The following is a 15,333-nucleotide window of genomic DNA, read 5'->3' on the forward strand; positions in this document are numbered from 1 at the left end:
CCACGGCCGACGACGTCCAGGTCATCGCCGGCGAGAGCCGCCACCCCCAGGTGCGCAAGCGCGATCTCCCGAGACCATGAACAGGCTCGACATGAGGAACTCGTCACCGAGCTTGATCTCGAAGACATCGACGTCGAGCGTCAACTCGCGCCGCCGGCGCAGGCTGAGGGCGCCAATCGGCGTCGGTTGATAGTCCAGTTCCTCGAAAAGTCTGCCCATGGCTTAAGTCCTCGCGCTTGTATCAGGGGATGGCGGCGTGCGGCGGTCAACGGAACATCAGCAACGGCACGTGGCACGTCCGGATGGTTTCCGTCGTCGTGGAGCCGACGATCATCGACCGGATGCGGGAGTACCCGTAGGCGCCCATGACGATCAGGTCCATGCCCTCGGCGGTGACGTGCGCGGCGATCGCGTCCTCCGCCGAGCCGCGCACCGCGATCCCGCGCGCCGTCGCCCCGCCGCGTTCCAGGGTCTGCACCGCGGCCGCCAGATCGTCCTCCGTCGCCTTCGAGGACGGAGTGACGCTGACGACGTCGACGTCGAGCCCCTTGAGCAGCGGACTGCCGGCCGCGAACTCCACGGTCCGGCGCCCGGTGGTGCTGCCGTCGAAGGCGATCATCACCCGTCGGATCGGCCGGAAGGCGCGCGATGCCACGAGCACCGGCTTGTGGCTGCCGCGGATCGCGCGCTCAAGATTGGCGCCGAGATGACCGCTCGCGACGTCATGCGCCTCGCCCCGCTTTCCGGTCACGACGAGGTCGGCCGCCCTCCACCTCGGCCAGGGTGTCGACCAGCGACCCGTGGCGCTGGGTCAGCGTCACGTCGCCGACGCCGCGCTCGGTCAGCCGCGCGGTCGCTGCCCGACCCTCGTGAAACAGGCTATTGCATCCGAAATAAGTCAGGCGCTCATTCCGTCGGAGGAGTTGGCATGGAAGACCGAATAGCCGCCGCCCTGCAGGGACGCCTGCCCCTGGACAACCTCACCGACGAAGAACATGACGTGTGGCTCGAGGCCTTCGACGAAAAAATGACGCAGCCGTCCCCTGTGGAGAGAGCGTTCTTCGCCGAGCGCCGACGCCGCCAAGTCGGCGTCGGCCTGTCCAATCAAGGAAACCTTATCGCGGCGAACGGAAAGCCGAGAAGGCCGAACAGCGAAGGGTAGCAGGGCTCGCCTCGCCGGCTTTCGGGGCAGTTCGTTGTGCCCGTGGTAAACGTCTTCCACCGGCTGCGGCGGCTGGCGATTGACAATCAGGCGGCCGGCTTTCGTTTTCATGCGCCGCCTCGTATGAGACCCTGAAGGATCTCGCCCCCTCGTGGAGCGGAATGGTCATAGAGCAACGAGCCTCAAGGAATTCGAGCCGCTTGGTTCCGGTGGTGAGCGCGCCCAGTTGATCAATGGCCGGGAACGTTGTCGCGGAGCGGGTGCCGTCGGTCGTCGAGATTACGCCCGAGACCCGTATGGTCTCGATCGCCATCGGAGGCCGCGGTCGCCGCCGATGGCGGTCAGTCCGGTCGGCGGTGGGAAACGGCTTCGACGGTTGGGACTGGAGCCCTGATCGTGCAGACGACGCCGCCAGGGTCGAAGGTCAGCTCCGTCGAGCCGCCCAGGTCGTGGGCCAGGGCCTTCTCGACGAGGCGCGAGCCGAACCCCCGGTGCGCGGGCGGCGAGACGGATGGACCGCCACGCTCTCGCCATTCGACCGCCAGTTCGTCGCCGCCAGGGGCGGGCTCGACCCGCCATCTCAGGGCGACGCGGCCACCAGCGGCCGAAAGGGCGCCGTATTTGGCCGCGTTCGTGGCAAGCTCGTGGAACGCCATGGCAAGCGCTTTCGCCTTCTCGGCCGGCAGCAGGACCCGAGGCCCTTCGATCGCGAGCCGCTCGGCGCCGGCGTCCGGCCGGTAAGGCGCCAGCGTCCTGGCCGCAAGCTCGCGGAGATCAACGGCGGCGTCCTTGCCCGGCTCCACGAGGTCCTGCGCCCGCACCATCGCTTGCAGCCGGCCGATGAAGGCCTCCTCGGCATCTTGAAGCGTCGCGGCCCGTCGAAAGGACATCCCCGCGATGCTCAACGCAAGCGAGAAGGCGTTCTTCACCCGATGCTTCATCTCCCGCGCGAGCGTCTGGGCACGCGCCTCTGCCTCCTCGCAGGCCTCGAGTTCCTCCAGCAACTTGAACTGCCGTCGCCGATCGGCAACGGCGGCGCGGACAACGCTCAGGAATGACTGTTCGTTTGTCGGCCTGAGCAGCAAGATTGTGCCGGATCGCGCCGCGAGGGTCCTCCGGCGGTCACCCGCGTCGCCCGTCATCTGGACGCGCGCGGAATCGACGAGCAGGATCACCGACAGGTTCGACCAAGGCTCCTGCGCGTCGAGCCGTCGGCAGAGTGCCTCCATCGTCGAAGCGGTGAGAACCTCCTCGGTCAGGACCAGTGCGCTCAGTTCGTCGAGCGGCACGGCATCGAGATCGGCAAGGCCGCGGCCGGCGCGGCAGTCGATACCCGCCCTGGTCAGCACGGCGCATCCGACCTCCGCGTCCCGCCCCACCGGAGCGAGCAGCAGGACCCCGCGCGGCACATCGCCGGACGATCTCATTCCGGCAGGTCCTTCGCGCCTCCGGTGAACCGCGGCTGGCCGGACAGAACGCCGGTGAAGTCGGCGATCGGTTCGCCCACGTCCACCTTCCCGGGGGCGAGTTGCAACTCGCGGATCGTCGTCTCGTGCGGTCCGTGCCGCTTCTTCAGCACCGACACGGCCTTGCGCACGATACCATTGCCCTCGAAGAGGCGCAGCAGAAAGACGGTGTCGGCGAGGTAGCTGATCTCCATCGGGCCGTGCACACGCTCGCCCACCATGCCGTGCTGGTTGAGGATCAGGAACGACAGCACGCCCATCTGCCCCAGGAAGTACAGCAGGTCGTGCATCTGCGTGACCAGCGCATTCTCCTGCGGCATCGAATGAAAGTAGCCGGTCAGGCTGTCGATGACGACGATCTTCGCCCCGTCCTCCACGACGGTCCGGCGAACGAGCTCGGTGAACTCCGTCGGTGCCAACTCAGCCGTGCGGATCGACCGCAGCACCATGGAGCCCTGGTCGACCAGCGGGCGCAGGTCCATGCCCAGCCCTTTGGACCGTCTCAGGAATGTCTCATGCCGTTCCTCGAAGGTGAAGATCGCTGCCAGGTCGCCCCGCTTGGCGGCCGTGTAAGCATACAGGGTCGCGAGCGACGTCTTGCCGGTGCCGGTGGCGCCGACGATCATGCAGGCCGTGCCGGCCTCGATCCCCCCGCCGAGGAGCGTGTCGAGCCCCTCTCGACCGCCTCGCCCGGCAGGTCCTGCTTGCCCGCGCATGGCTCCAGCCGTGGAAAAACATGGAGGCCGCCGGTCCGGATGCGGAAGTTGTGGTTGCCGCCGTGGAAGCTCAGCCCGCGCATCTTCGTCAGGTGCACGCTGCGTCGCGCATCGCCGTAGTCAGGCGAGTTGCGATCGAGGACCAGAGTGCCGTGCACCAGGTCCTCGAGCGCCGGGTCCGGTTCCACGTTGCTGTCGGCGATGAGAACGGTCGCACGCCGCTCCGACAGGAAGTCGCGCAGCGACAGAAGCTGGCGCTGATAGCGCAGCGGCGCATCGGCGAGCTGCCGGATCGGGCCAATCGAGTCGATGAAGACGCGGTCGGGGTCGGTCCGCTCGATCTCGGCCATCAGCGACGACATCGTCTCGCCCAGTTCGACGACGGCGGTCTGGAAGATCGTCTGCTCGGCCGCGTCACCTCCGCTTCCGGCACCAAGCTGGCCGCTGACCTGAACGCCGTCGAGCGACCAGCCGTGCGAGGCCGCGATCTTCCGCAACCCGCTCTCGGTCTGCGACATGGTAAGGATGAGGGCCGTCTCGCCCTTCGCCGCGCCATCCATCAGGAACTGCAACCCGAGCGTCGTCTTGCCGGTGCCGGGTCCGCCGCGCACCAGATAAATTTCGCCGCGAGGCAGGCCCCCGCCAATGATGCCGTCGAGCCCCTCGATGCCGGTCGGGGCCCTCTCGCTTTGCTGATGGGCCGTACCTGCCATCATGCCTCCTTGCTCTTCCATGATTGGAGCGCCAGAAAACCAACGCCGCTGTGGACAGAGCCTATCCCGATGTGGAAGCGCGTACACACCAGTTACGACTTAGGCGTAAGCGTCTTCCAGCGGCTGCGGCGGCCGATTGTTGACGCTCAAGCGGCTTTCTGGTCGTCGTTTGGCTGCCCGATGTTCCACGGCAGCAGGTCGTCGATCCGGTTGATTGGGTGGTCGGCGATGCGGGTCAGCACCTGGGTGAGATAGATCTGCGGGTCGAGGCCGTTGAGCCTCGCGGTCTCGATCAGCGTGTAGACGGCCGCTGCCCGGTGGCCGCCGGCGTCGGAGCCAGCGAAGAGGTAGTTCTTCCGGCCCAGGGCCAGCGGGCGGATAGCGCGTTCGGCGGCGTTGTTGCTGATCTCGCAGCGGCCATCGCCCGCGTAGCGGGTCAGCGCCGGCCAGCGCGTCAGGGCGTATCGCAAGGCGGCCGCCAGATCGCTCTTGCCCGGCAGCTTGCGGAGGCTGGTGTCGAAGAAGGTCTTCACCGCCTCCAGCCGGGGCAGGCTCTGTGCCTGGCGCACGCGCAGGCGCTCGTCGGCCGGGCGGCCGGTGATCCGACGCTCGGCGTCGAACAACGCGCCGATCAGCTCCAGGGCCCGGGCGGCGATGGGTGATCCGGTCGCCGCATGGACGTCGTGGATCTTGCGCCGCACATGGGCCCAGCATGCCACCTCCTGCACGGACGCGACGCCGTCCTCTCCCGGCTCGTACAGCTTGTTGAAACCGGCATAGCCGTCGGCGTGCAGAAGGCCGCGAAAGCCCTGCAACTCGGTCTGCGGATGGATGCCCTTGCGGTCGGGCGTGTAGCGGTAAAGCACGGCCGGCGGCGCCGGGCCGGCATGGGGACGTTCGTCGCGCAGATAGACCCATTGTCGCGCCTGCCGGGTCTTGCCGGCGCCCGGGCTGAGCACCGGCACCGGCGTGTCGTCGGCGTGCAAGGCGTCGCCGGCGCGCACGTGGCGGCCAATCGCCTCGACCAGCGGCGCCACCAGGGCGGCCGTCCTGCCGACCCAGCCCGCCAGCAGCGCCCGGGGCAGCGTCACGCCCTCGCGGGCGTAGATCTGGCTCTGGCGGTACAGCGGCAGGTGGTCGCAGTATTTCGACACCAGGACATGCGACAGCAGGGCCGGCGACGGCAGGCCGCGCGCCACCGGCAGGGACGGCATCGGCGTCTGCACCATGCTCTCGCACGTCCGGCACGACAGCGCCGGACGGACATGGCGGATCACCCGGAAACGGCCGGGCACGTAGTCGAGGATCTCGGTCACGTCCTCGCCCACCGTGTGCATGGCGCCGCCGCAGGCCGGGCAGTCGTCGGCGGGATCATGACGGACCTCGTCGCGCGGCAGATGCTCCGGTAGGGCGCGGCGACGGCGCGCGGCAGGCTGGTCCGGGGCGTCGGCCTCGGTCGGCTCCGGCGGCGCTTCATCCTCTGCTTCGGCCGCTTCGGCCGCTTCGGCCTCCAGGTCCTCCAGGGCCAGTTCGAGCTGTTCGATCTCGCGGGACAGCTTCTCCGACGATCGCCCGAACGTCATCCGCCGCAGGCGGGCGAGTTGCACCTTCAGCTTCTCGACTTCCAGCGCCTTGGCGGTCAGGCCGGCCCTGGCCGCGGCCAGTTCCTCGGCCTGCGCGGCGATGATCGCCCGCAGGGCCTCGACGTCGTCGGGAAGCTGGGAAGACGGTGCGGAAGGCATGGCCGGATTCTAGCCGCAGAAGCCCTAAAAACCAAGGATTTCGGCGCCTTCCGGGGCTCGTCAGCCGGCTGTCTCCGGCCGCCATGTCCGCGTCGGCATGCGCCAGTCGATGCCCTCGATCAGCATGCTCAACTGGGCCGGCGTCAGCGCCGCCACGCCGCCCTCCGCCGAGGGCCAGACGAAGCGTCCCTTCTCCAGCCGCTTGGTGAACAGGCAGAACCCCTGGCCGTCCCAGGCGAGGATCTTGACCAGGTCGCCACGCCGCCCGCGGAAGACGAACAGGTGCCCCGAGAACGGGTCCTTCTTCAGGACCTCCTGCACCAGCATGGCGAGGCCGGGCATGCCCTTTCGCATGTCGGTCCGGCCGAGCGCCAGGTAGACACGCACGCCCGGCGGAACGGCGATCATGCCCCCTCCAGGGCCGCGACCAGCGTCCGCAACCGGGGTGGCGCGATGGTGGCCGGCACGATCAGGCGGCGCCCGTTGGTGAGCACGATCTCGACCGGAGACGGTTCCTCGGGCGCGGGAGCCGCCTCTTCATCCTTCGGCGCCGCGACCTGGACGGGCAGAAAGCCGGGTGCGGCTGGAGCTGCCTTCCGGCACCAGCGTCCGAGGACGCTGGGATGAACGCCGTTCCGCCGCGCCACCTCGGCCACCGGCAGGCCGCTCTCCGCAACCTCTCTGACCATCCGCTCCTTGTCCGCCCGCGGCCATGACCGCCGCCGCGCCGGAGGCTGACTACCATCGTAGGCCATAAGCAACTCGCTCCATCCGCCGATCCACTCCAAGATCGACGAAGTCAGCACTATCGGGACGCCGACGCCAAGGCAGCCGTCAGAAGACGGTTACGGTTCATCGCAATGCCCTCCCGCTCCAACATCACGCCGAGCCTGCGGTAGCCGAAGCGCCGCCGCTCGGCTGCCAAGTCGCGCAGCCGGAGCCGCACCTCCGCGTCATCAGGTCGGCGGCTGTGATAGCGGATCGAACTCCGATCCACCCCAAGAACCAGGCACGCCCGCCGCTCGCTCACGCCGAAGGCTTCGACGGCATGAGCAACGGCTGTTCGCCGAGCAGCGGGCGTCACCACTTTTTTGCCGTCAGGTCTTTCAGGATCGCATTGTCCAGCATCGCCTCGGCAAGCAGCTTCTTCAGCCGCGTGTTCTCGTCCTCAAGGGCCTTCAGCCGCTTGGCGTCCGACACCTCCAGGCCACCCAACTTGGCCTTCCACTTGTAGAACGTCGCTTCGCTGACCCCATGGCGCCGACAGACGTCGGCGGTCTTCGACCCGGCCTCCTGCTCCTTCAGGATGCCGATGATCTGCTCCTCGGTGAAACGGCTGCGCTTCATTCGGTAGTCTCCCCTGCTGCGGGAGACTCTACCTCAAACTGGAGGAGTTTTCGGGGAGCAGGTCAAGAGCACCAGCACGAGGCCCGGGACATCATCCGGGACCTTCTCACCACCGTCCACGTCACCTTCGGCAAGACGGCCCGCGAGGTTGAGGTCGAGATTGAAGGCGACATCGTGGAGCTTCTGGAACTAGCCACAAAAGCCGCAAGGCCGGGCGTCCGAGGGACGACCGGCCTGCGAGAACGTTCTAGTTCGGTAAAGGTGGTTGCGGGGGCAGGATTTGAACCTGCGACCTTCAGGTTATGAGCCTGACGAGCTACCGGACTGCTCCACCCCGCGGCAGGATGTGTCGGTGTTGGTGTTGGTGTGTCGGCCGTTCGCCGGCGGGTTCTGGGACGGGATCATCGGAAGAGGTCGGTGCGGGCCTGTGCGGCGGGCGGGTGTTACGGGGTGCGCTTGGAAGACCTGGCGGCGTTCTACTCTCCCACGCCTTAGGACGCAGTACCATCGACGCTGTGGGGTTTCTCGGCCGAGTTCGGGATGGGATCGGGAGTGGCACCCACGCCATGACCACCAGGTCGTCCAAACACACACCGCACGCGCAAGCGCACGGCAAAAGCCTGTGAAGCGGCCGCTCATGCCTGAGCGGTCAGGATGCTGGGAACGCATGTGTGTTTCGGAGAGCACCGCGCCGCGCTTGCCGCTGCGGGCGGGACTTGAAGCCTATCGAGCGATTAGTACCGGTTAGCTGCACGCATTGCTGCGCGTCCACACCCGGCCTATCGACGTGATGGTCTTTCACGGCTCTCAGGGATGTCTCGTTTTGAGGTGGGTTTCCCGCTTAGATGCTTTCAGCGGTTATCCCGTCCGTACATAGCTACCCAGCGGTGCCGCTGGCGCGACAACTGGTACACCAGAGGTACGTCCATCCCGGTCCTCTCGTACTAGGGACAGATCCTCTCAAACATCCTACACCCACGGCAGATAGGGACCGAACTGTCTCACGACGTTCTAAACCCAGCTCACGTACCACTTTAAACGGCGAACAGCCGTACCCTTGGGACCTGCTCCAGCCCCAGGATGTGATGAGCCGACATCGAGGTGCCAAACACCGCCGTCGATGTGGACTCTTGGGCGGTATCAGCCTGTTATCCCCGGAGTACCTTTTATCCGTTGAGCGATGGCCCTTCCACGCGGGACCACCGGATCACTAGAACCGACTTTCGTCTCTGCTCCATCCGTCGATGTCGCAGTCAGGCGGGCTTCTGCTCTTGCACTCGACGACCGATTTCCGACCGGCCTGAGCCCACCATCGCGCGCCTCCGTTACTCTTTGGGAGGCGACCGCCCCAGTCAAACTACCCACCACGCAGGGTCCCGCACCCGGATCACGGGCGGCGGTTAGACGTCAAGGTCCGAAAGGGTGGTATTTCAAGGACGGCTCCACCGAAGCTAGCGCTTCGGCTTCAAAGCCTCCCACCTATCCTACACATTCGAACCCTGACGCCACTGCGAAGCTATAGTAAAGGTTCACGGGGTCTTTCCGTCTAACCGCGGGAACTCCGCATCTTCACGGAGATTTCAATTTCGCTGAGTTGGTGTTGGAGACAGCGGGGAAGTCGTTACGCCATTCGTGCAGGTCGGAACTTACCCGACAAGGAATTTCGCTACCTTAGGACCGTTATAGTTACGGCCGCCGTTTACCGGGGCTTCGATTCAGAGCGTGAACCCCTCCTCTTAACCTTCCGGCACCGGGCAGGCGTCAGACCCTATACGTCGTCTTGCGACTTCGCAGAGCCCTGTGTTTTTAGTAAACAGTCGCCACCCCCTGGTCTGTGCCCCTCCCCGCCGGTTGCCCGACGGGAAGGCCCCCTTCTCCCGAAGTTACGGGGGCATTTTGCCTAGTTCCTTCAACACCATTCTCTCAAGCGCCTTGGTATACTCTACCAGTCCACCTGTGTCGGTTTCGGGTACGGTCTGTACGTGGGAGTTATTTCCAGGCCCCCCTTCGCTGCACGCCCAATCCGATAAGGGCATACAACTTTTGGGGCGCGTCACTTCCCACAGGCCCAGGACTATTAACCTGGTTCCCATCGACTACGCCTTTCGGCCTCGCCTTAGGGGCCGGCTCACCCTGCGCGGATTAGCCTTGCGCAGGAACCCTTGGACTTTCGGCGACAGGGTTTCTCACCCTGTTTATCGCTACTCATGTCAGCATTCTCACTTCCGATACCTCCAGCAAACCTCACGGTTCACCTTCACAGGCCTACGGAACGCTCCGCTACCACGTGTCAAAGACACGTCCACAGCTTCGGTGCATGGCTTGAGCCCCGGTACATCTTCGGCGCAAGACAGCTAGTTAGACCAGTGAGCTGTTACGCTTTCTTTAAAGGATGGCTGCTTCTAAGCCAACCTCCTGGTTGTTTTGGCCGTCTCACATCCTTTCCCACTTAGCCATGACTTGGGGACCTTAGCTGGTGGTCTGGGCTGTTTCCCTTTTGACCCCGGACCTTAGCACCCGGAGTCTGTCTGCCGCGCTGTACTCTGCGGTATTCGGAGTTTGGTTCGAGTTGGTAAGGCTCGCGCCCCCCGTCCCGATCCAGTGCTCTACCCCCGCAGGTAATCACGCGACGCGCTACCTAAATAGCTTTCGCGGAGAACCAGCTATTTCCGAGTTTGATTGGCCTTTCACCCCTAACCACAGGTCATCCCCGTCTTTTTCAACAGACGTGGGTTCGGTCCTCCAGTGGGTGTTACTCCACCTTCAACCTGCCCATGGCTAGATCACTCGGTTTCGGGTCTAGTCCTGCGAACTGAACGCCCTGTTCAGACTCGCTTTCGCTTCGCCTACACCTAACGGCTTAAGCTCGCTCGCAAAACTAAGTCGCTGACCCATTATACAAAAGGTACGCCGTCAGGGCTCATGGCCCCTCCGACTGCTTGTAGGCATCCGGTTTCAGGTTCTCTTTCACTCCCCTTGTCGGGGTGCTTTTCACCTTTCCCTCACGGTACTGGTGCACTATCGGTCGTCAAGGAGTACTTAGCCTTGGAGGGTGGTCCCCCCATGTTCAGACAGGATTTCACGTGTCCCGCCCTACTCGAGGACTTGTGCGCTTTCTACCCGTACGGGGCTATCACCCGCTCTGGCCGGCCTTTCCATGCCGTTCCGGTTCTTACACACAAGCCACTGGGCTAGTCCGCGTTCGCTCGCCACTACTAGCGGAGTCTCGGTTGATGTCCTTTCCTCAGGCTACTTAGATGTTTCAGTTCGCCTGGTTCGCCTCCCATGCCTATGTATTCAGCATGGGATACCCCTAAGGGTGGGTTTCCCCATTCGGAAATCCTCGGATCAAAGCCTACTCCCGGCTCCCCGAAGCTTATCGCAGGGTGTCACGTCCTTCATCGCCTCTTGACGCCAAGGCATCCACCAGATGCCCTTCTCATACTTCAAGCACCGTCCGCAGGGACAAGCCCGGCGCGACAATGCTCTCCTACAAAGATGCGTTCCCGACCAGCATGCCGAAGGATGACACGGCATGCCGGCTTATAGCATTGATCCACCCGCCATTCTGTGCCGGGGATGGCACGGCGGGCGGACCGCTTCACAATGACCTCTTCACGATGTCCAAGAGCGAACGGAAGACCGAAGCACACGGGCTTCGGATCAGCTTTCCGGCTGGGCCGGAAATGGTTTCCCTCGATCGATCATGGGGTCAGGTTGGTGGAGGCGGACGGGTTCGAACCGACGACCTTCCGCTTGCAAAGCGGATGCTCTCCCAGCTGAGCTACGCCCCCAGGAAAATCCGTGCGTCGGTGGCCCTCGCATGTTTTGCGGGGCCACGAAGACACCAAGGGCACCAAGAGGCCGTGCAAGCCATGGGGCTGCAATCTGTGCCGGACACCGTGCAAGCTGCCTGAGGAAGACTGAATGCGCCCGAAGGACGCCTTCGTTTCTCGTCGCATCCGCTGATGCGGGATGGCGCTGTCGGCACGCTTTCCTGGTGTTCCTGGTGTCTTGATGGCGATAACCGCACCACCTACAACCAGCGTGGCACTCCGCCGTAGCTCACCCGCGAGGGGAACTGGTGGGCCTGGCTAGACTCGAACTAGCGACCTCACCCTTATCAGGGGTGCGCTCTAACCACCTGAGCTACAGGCCCGCACGGTATCGCGAGATACCGGCAACAGGAGTGCCTGGTTGATCGATCGGGAAGGGATGCGAAGACGGCGGTGCGTCTGGAGGTAGTGTGTGTCAAGCAGCGAGAGCGTTGCCGCTCCTGCTTCCTTGAAAGGAGGTGATCCAGCCGCAGGTTCCCCTACGGCTACCTTGTTACGACTTCACCCCAGTCGCTGACCTTACCGTGGCCGACTGCCTCCGTTGCCGGTTGGCGCATCGTCTTCGGGTAAAGCCAACTCCCATGGTGTGACGGGCGGTGTGTACAAGGCCCGGGAACGTATTCACCGTGGCATGCTGATCCACGATTACTAGCGATTCCGACTTCATGCACTCGAGTTGCAGAGTGCAATCCGAACTGAGACATCTTTTGGAGATTAGCTCCACGTCGCCGTGTGGCTGCCCACTGTAGATGCCATTGTAGCACGTGTGTAGCCCAGCCCGTAAGGGCCATGAGGACTTGACGTCATCCCCACCTTCCTCCGACTTGTCATCGGCAGTTCCCCTAGAGTGCCCAACTGAATGCTGGCAACTAAGGGCGAGGGTTGCGCTCGTTGCGGGACTTAACCCAACATCTCACGACACGAGCTGACGACAGCCATGCAGCACCTGTGCGGGATCCAGCCGAACTGAAGGTGCCATCTCTGACACCGCGATCCCCATGTCAAGGGCTGGTAAGGTTCTGCGCGTTGCTTCGAATTAAACCACATGCTCCACCGCTTGTGCGGGCCCCCGTCAATTCCTTTGAGTTTTAACCTTGCGGCCGTACTCCCCAGGCGGAGTGCTTAATGCGTTAGCTGCGCCACTGACCTGCAAGCAGGCCAACAGCTAGCACTCATCGTTTACGGCGTGGACTACCAGGGTATCTAATCCTGTTTGCTCCCCACGCTTTCGCGCCTCAGCGTCAATACCGCGCCAGGTGGCCGCCTTCGCCACTGGTGTTCCGACCAATATCTACGAATTTCACCTCTACACTGGTCATTCCACCACCCTCTCACGGATTCAAGCGTGCCAGTATCAAAGGCAATTCCGAGGTTGAGCCCCGGGATTTCACCCCTGACTATGCACACCGCCTACGCGCGCTTTACGCCCAGTAATTCCGAACAACGCTTGCCCCCTTCGTATTACCGCGGCTGCTGGCACGAAGTTAGCCGGGGCTTCTTCTGAAGTTACCGTCATCATCGTCACTTCTGAAAGAGCTTTACAACCCGAAGGCCTTCTTCACTCACGCGGCATGGCTGGATCAGGCTTGCGCCCATTGTCCAATATTCCCCACTGCTGCCTCCCGTAGGAGTCTGGGCCGTGTCTCAGTCCCAGTGTGGCTGATCATCCTCTCAGACCAGCTACGGATCGTCGGCTTGGTGAGCCGTTACCTCACCAACTACCTAATCCGACGCGGGCACATCCTGGAGCGATAAATCTTTCCCCCGTAGGGCGTATGCGGTATTAGCTGCCGTTTCCAGCAGTTATCCCCCACTCCAGGGCAGTTTCCCACGCGTTACTCACCCGTGCGCCACTCTCTCCGAAGAGAGCGTTCGACTTGCATGTGTTAGGCCTGCCGCCAGCGTTCGTTCTGAGCCAGGATCAAACTCTCATGTTGATCTTGACGGATGGAACCTGCAAAACGCTTACTGCGTACTAACGAGCCGATCCCGAAGGACCGACCGGGTAGTTGCGTAGAATGCGCTGGCAGACTTCCATCTGTCGCAACAGACGTACCGCCGCCTGCGCATCCCTTCCGTTCGTTCACGATGTCAAAGAGCGCGAGGCCGAAGCCCCGAAGAATTCCGTCCCGTCTGACTGGCTGACCGGTAGGTTTCCGTTCAACCCGGCCCGTCGGGGAGGCCGTCTTTTAGAGAAGCAGGAGATTGTCGTCAACCTCTTTTTTCTCTTTTCTCCCCGCCGCTTCACCAGGACCCGAAGGCCGCCGGCTTCGCCGCGGAAGGCCGGGTTTCTATCGAACCGCCCGGACCCTGTCAACCGGAATTTTCAGCCCGCCCTGGCGGCCGACCCGAAGGCCGAAGAAGACACCAATGCACCGCGTGCAGTTGCCTGACACGAGGCGATGGGGCCGTTGTTCCGGAAGCCGGATGCGGAGATGACCGCCGCCGGAAGACGCAATATAGGCGGACAGCCGGACTGCCGCAAGCGAAAAATGCGCCGCAAATGCCGCCCGTCTTTCCGGGGCACCTCGGACCCTGGCTCAACCGTCGGGGAAGGCCGTCTTGCAGTACTGGCCGAGGGCTTCCAGACGCCCGCACAGCACCTCGGCCTGCTGGGCGGATGCGACGGGACCGGCATTGAGCCGCCAATAGGTTCCCTTGCCCGGTCCAAGGTCGACGCGCCCCAGCTGGGCGTCCAGCCCGGACAACACCTCGGGATAGCGCCGGCGCAAGGCTGTCCAACCTTCCCTGGCCTGCTCCGAGTCGCGATAGGACGCGAGATGCAGTACCACGCCGCCGGCCGGTGCGGCAGCGGCATCCGCGTCCGTCGAGGCGGCGGCGCGCGGCGGCGTCGCGGCGTCCGTGCCGGGAGAGACGGGATCCGGCGTCACTGTCGGCTCCTGCCCCATCATGCGGCCACGGGCATCGGGGCCGGCCCGGCGGGCCGCCAGGGCCCCGGCATCGCCTTGGGGAACCAGCACCCGGTCGGCCGGATCGGCGGGACGTGCCGGCCGCGTGGGCGGCGGCGTCGGCGCGGCAGCCGCCCGGCGGTCTGGCGTGCTGCCGTTGATGAGCGTTTCGCGGTCGGCGGACCCGGCGCCGTTGCGCGAGACGGTACGCGCCTGCGCTTCCAGCGCCTTGCGCTCGCGAGCGTATTCGGTAGCGGAGATCACGCCGAGGTCGCGCAGCCGCTGGAGCGCGTCCGCCCGCTCGGCCGCGTCCGCCATGGAAAGCGGCGGCGCCGGCGGTGGCGCGGTGTCCACGGGGTCGGCGGGCAGAATGGCGTCCAGGATGGCCCGCCGCTCCGCCGCATGCTCCTCGGGCGCAAGGGCGCCGGCGGCGAGCGTGCGGCGCAGGGCCTCAAGCCGCATCATCACCTGCTCGGCGGTGGGCACGGCCTGGCCCAGCCCCTCGGCCGGGCGGGCGTCGGTGCTGTAGGGCAGCAGCGCGCCGACGTTGGCGGAGCGGCGCCGGGCGTATTCCGATTCGCCGATCAGGTCCTGCTGAAGCAGCTTCTCCAGCACGCGGAAGCGCTCGGCTGCGTTGAGCAGGGCAATGCCCGACAAGGGCGGCGCCTGCCGCTCCACCAGGTCGGACGCGGGCGGCGCAAAATCGGGGGCCGAGGCGGCATCCGGCCCGGTCAGCAGACCGGCCGTTGCCGGCGTCCCGGCGCTGCCGGTGGACGGTGCGGGCGCGGGAACGGCAGGTGCCGGCGGCTCGACGGGCATGAGCGGGGTCGCAGGCCGCACGCCAAGGCTTGCGAGGCGGGCGCGGGCCAAATCGGCGATGCTGCGATCACCCTGACGGGCACCTGTCCAGCCGCCGCCGATCATGGCCTGCTCGGCTGCAGGCATGGCCGCGAGCCGCTGATACAGGGCGCGGGCCTGGTCGGTGGCGTCGGTGTATTCCAGAGCGACGCCCTGCGCGAACAGGGCGCGGGCGTTGTCGGCGTCGCGCTCCAGGGCCTGGGCGGCGCGGCGGGCAGCCGCCGGATAATCTCCGCGTGCGAGGGCGGCGTAGGCCAGGTCCGTATAATCGGCACGGGGGCCGATCAGGCTGTCGAAGGGCGATACGCCGTCCTTCTCGGCACAGGCGGACAGGGTGGCCACCACCGCCAAGGGCACCAGAACTCGTTTCAGACGCGTCACCCGCATATCCCCCGCGTGCCGAGTCGCGGGCGGGCCGCCGCGCGACGACGATCCTTCGGACCGGGGCGCCCGGTGCCACCCCCATCGAAAGTCGTGGATACCCTACCCACGCCCTTCTTTCGATGCAAGCGCCCCACCATTCCGAAAATTTCGATGAACCGCGGCAACTTCGGGTTACACTGCCGCTCGCTCTCGGGGAGCCT

11 protein-coding genes, 3 tRNA genes, 3 rRNA genes and 1 pseudogene are annotated in these 15,333 nt (G+C 65.0%); 1 reads left to right on the forward strand and 17 read right to left on the reverse strand.

Going from position 1 to position 15,333, the window contains the following annotated elements:
- Nucleotides 1-21 precede the first annotated feature (21 nt).
- From LG334_RS21870 to LG334_RS21945, 16 genes and pseudogenes are all read right to left on the reverse strand, one after another.
- Nucleotides 22-219, reverse strand: coding sequence for a hypothetical protein (locus tag LG334_RS21870; protein ID WP_404381485.1), 198 nt, complete (start codon nt 217-219; stop codon nt 22-24).
- 46 nt (nt 220-265) lie between these two features.
- Nucleotides 266-751, reverse strand: a complete 486-nt coding sequence (locus LG334_RS21875; RefSeq protein ID WP_404381487.1) for a universal stress protein — start codon at nt 749-751, stop codon at nt 266-268.
- Nucleotides 752-898: 147 nt separating this feature from the next.
- Nucleotides 899-1,273 carry a hypothetical protein gene (locus LG334_RS21880; protein WP_404381489.1) on the reverse strand — a complete coding sequence of 125 codons (375 nt, stop codon included), beginning with the start codon at nt 1,271-1,273 and terminating at the stop codon, nt 899-901.
- A gap of 230 nt (nt 1,274-1,503) precedes the next feature.
- Nucleotides 1,504-2,589 (reverse strand): sensor histidine kinase, encoded by a 1,086-nt coding sequence (locus LG334_RS21885; RefSeq protein WP_404381491.1) that lies wholly within the window; start codon nt 2,587-2,589, stop codon nt 1,504-1,506.
- Nucleotides 2,586-3,254 carry an ATPase domain-containing protein gene (locus LG334_RS21890; RefSeq protein ID WP_404381493.1) on the reverse strand — a complete coding sequence of 223 codons (669 nt, stop codon included), beginning with the start codon at nt 3,252-3,254 and terminating at the stop codon, nt 2,586-2,588. The genes LG334_RS21885 and LG334_RS21890 overlap by 4 nt, the downstream gene beginning before the upstream one ends.
- Entirely contained in the window at nt 3,251-4,060 is an 810-nt protein-coding gene (locus tag LG334_RS21895) for an ATPase domain-containing protein (RefSeq protein ID WP_404381495.1), read from the reverse strand. Before LG334_RS21895 ends, LG334_RS21890 begins: the two co-directional genes overlap by 4 nt.
- Nucleotides 4,061-4,203: 143 nt before the next feature.
- Nucleotides 4,204-5,799 (reverse strand): IS66 family transposase, encoded by a 1,596-nt coding sequence (gene tnpC / locus LG334_RS21900; protein ID WP_404379499.1) that lies wholly within the window; start codon nt 5,797-5,799, stop codon nt 4,204-4,206.
- Nucleotides 5,800-5,859: 60 nt separating this feature from the next.
- Nucleotides 5,860-6,207: an IS66 family insertion sequence element accessory protein TnpB gene (gene tnpB / locus LG334_RS21905; RefSeq protein ID WP_404379667.1), complete on the reverse strand. Its 348-nt coding sequence runs from the start codon at nt 6,205-6,207 to the stop codon at nt 5,860-5,862.
- Nucleotides 6,204-6,488, reverse strand: a complete 285-nt coding sequence (gene tnpA / locus LG334_RS21910) for an IS66 family insertion sequence element accessory protein TnpA (protein ID WP_404381162.1) — start codon at nt 6,486-6,488, stop codon at nt 6,204-6,206. Before tnpA ends, tnpB begins: the two co-directional genes overlap by 4 nt.
- Nucleotides 6,489-6,637: 149 nt before the next feature.
- Nucleotides 6,638-7,146 (reverse strand): annotated as a pseudogene (locus LG334_RS21915) (transposase); the annotation flags it as partial.
- A gap of 262 nt (nt 7,147-7,408) precedes the next feature.
- A tRNA-Met gene (locus LG334_RS21920) sits at nt 7,409-7,485 on the reverse strand.
- 124 nt (nt 7,486-7,609) lie between these two features.
- Nucleotides 7,610-7,724, reverse strand: a 5S ribosomal RNA gene (gene rrf, locus LG334_RS21925).
- Nucleotides 7,725-7,859: 135 nt separating this feature from the next.
- Nucleotides 7,860-10,597, reverse strand: a 23S ribosomal RNA gene (locus LG334_RS21930).
- 267 nt (nt 10,598-10,864) lie between these two features.
- Nucleotides 10,865-10,940, reverse strand: a tRNA-Ala gene (locus LG334_RS21935).
- A gap of 288 nt (nt 10,941-11,228) precedes the next feature.
- Nucleotides 11,229-11,305 (reverse strand) — tRNA-Ile (locus LG334_RS21940).
- Nucleotides 11,306-11,433: 128 nt separating this feature from the next.
- Nucleotides 11,434-12,919: ribosomal RNA gene (locus LG334_RS21945) — 16S ribosomal RNA — on the reverse strand.
- The 16S, 23S and 5S rRNA genes sit together here with 3 tRNA genes alongside, the layout of an rRNA operon.
- Nucleotides 12,920-13,000: 81 nt before the next feature.
- Here LG334_RS21945 and LG334_RS21950 point away from each other — a divergent pair.
- Nucleotides 13,001-13,375, forward strand: a complete 375-nt coding sequence (locus tag LG334_RS21950) for a hypothetical protein (protein ID WP_404381497.1) — start codon at nt 13,001-13,003, stop codon at nt 13,373-13,375.
- A gap of 147 nt (nt 13,376-13,522) precedes the next feature.
- Here LG334_RS21950 and LG334_RS21955 read toward each other — a convergent pair whose 3' ends face one another.
- Nucleotides 13,523-15,130 carry an SPOR domain-containing protein gene (locus tag LG334_RS21955; protein ID WP_404381499.1) on the reverse strand — a complete coding sequence of 536 codons (1,608 nt, stop codon included), beginning with the start codon at nt 15,128-15,130 and terminating at the stop codon, nt 13,523-13,525.
- Nucleotides 15,131-15,333 lie beyond the last annotated feature (203 nt).

Source organism: Caenispirillum salinarum (genome assembly GCF_044803115.1).
Classification (GTDB): domain Bacteria; phylum Pseudomonadota; class Alphaproteobacteria; order Rhodospirillales; family Rhodospirillaceae; genus Caenispirillum; species Caenispirillum salinarum_A.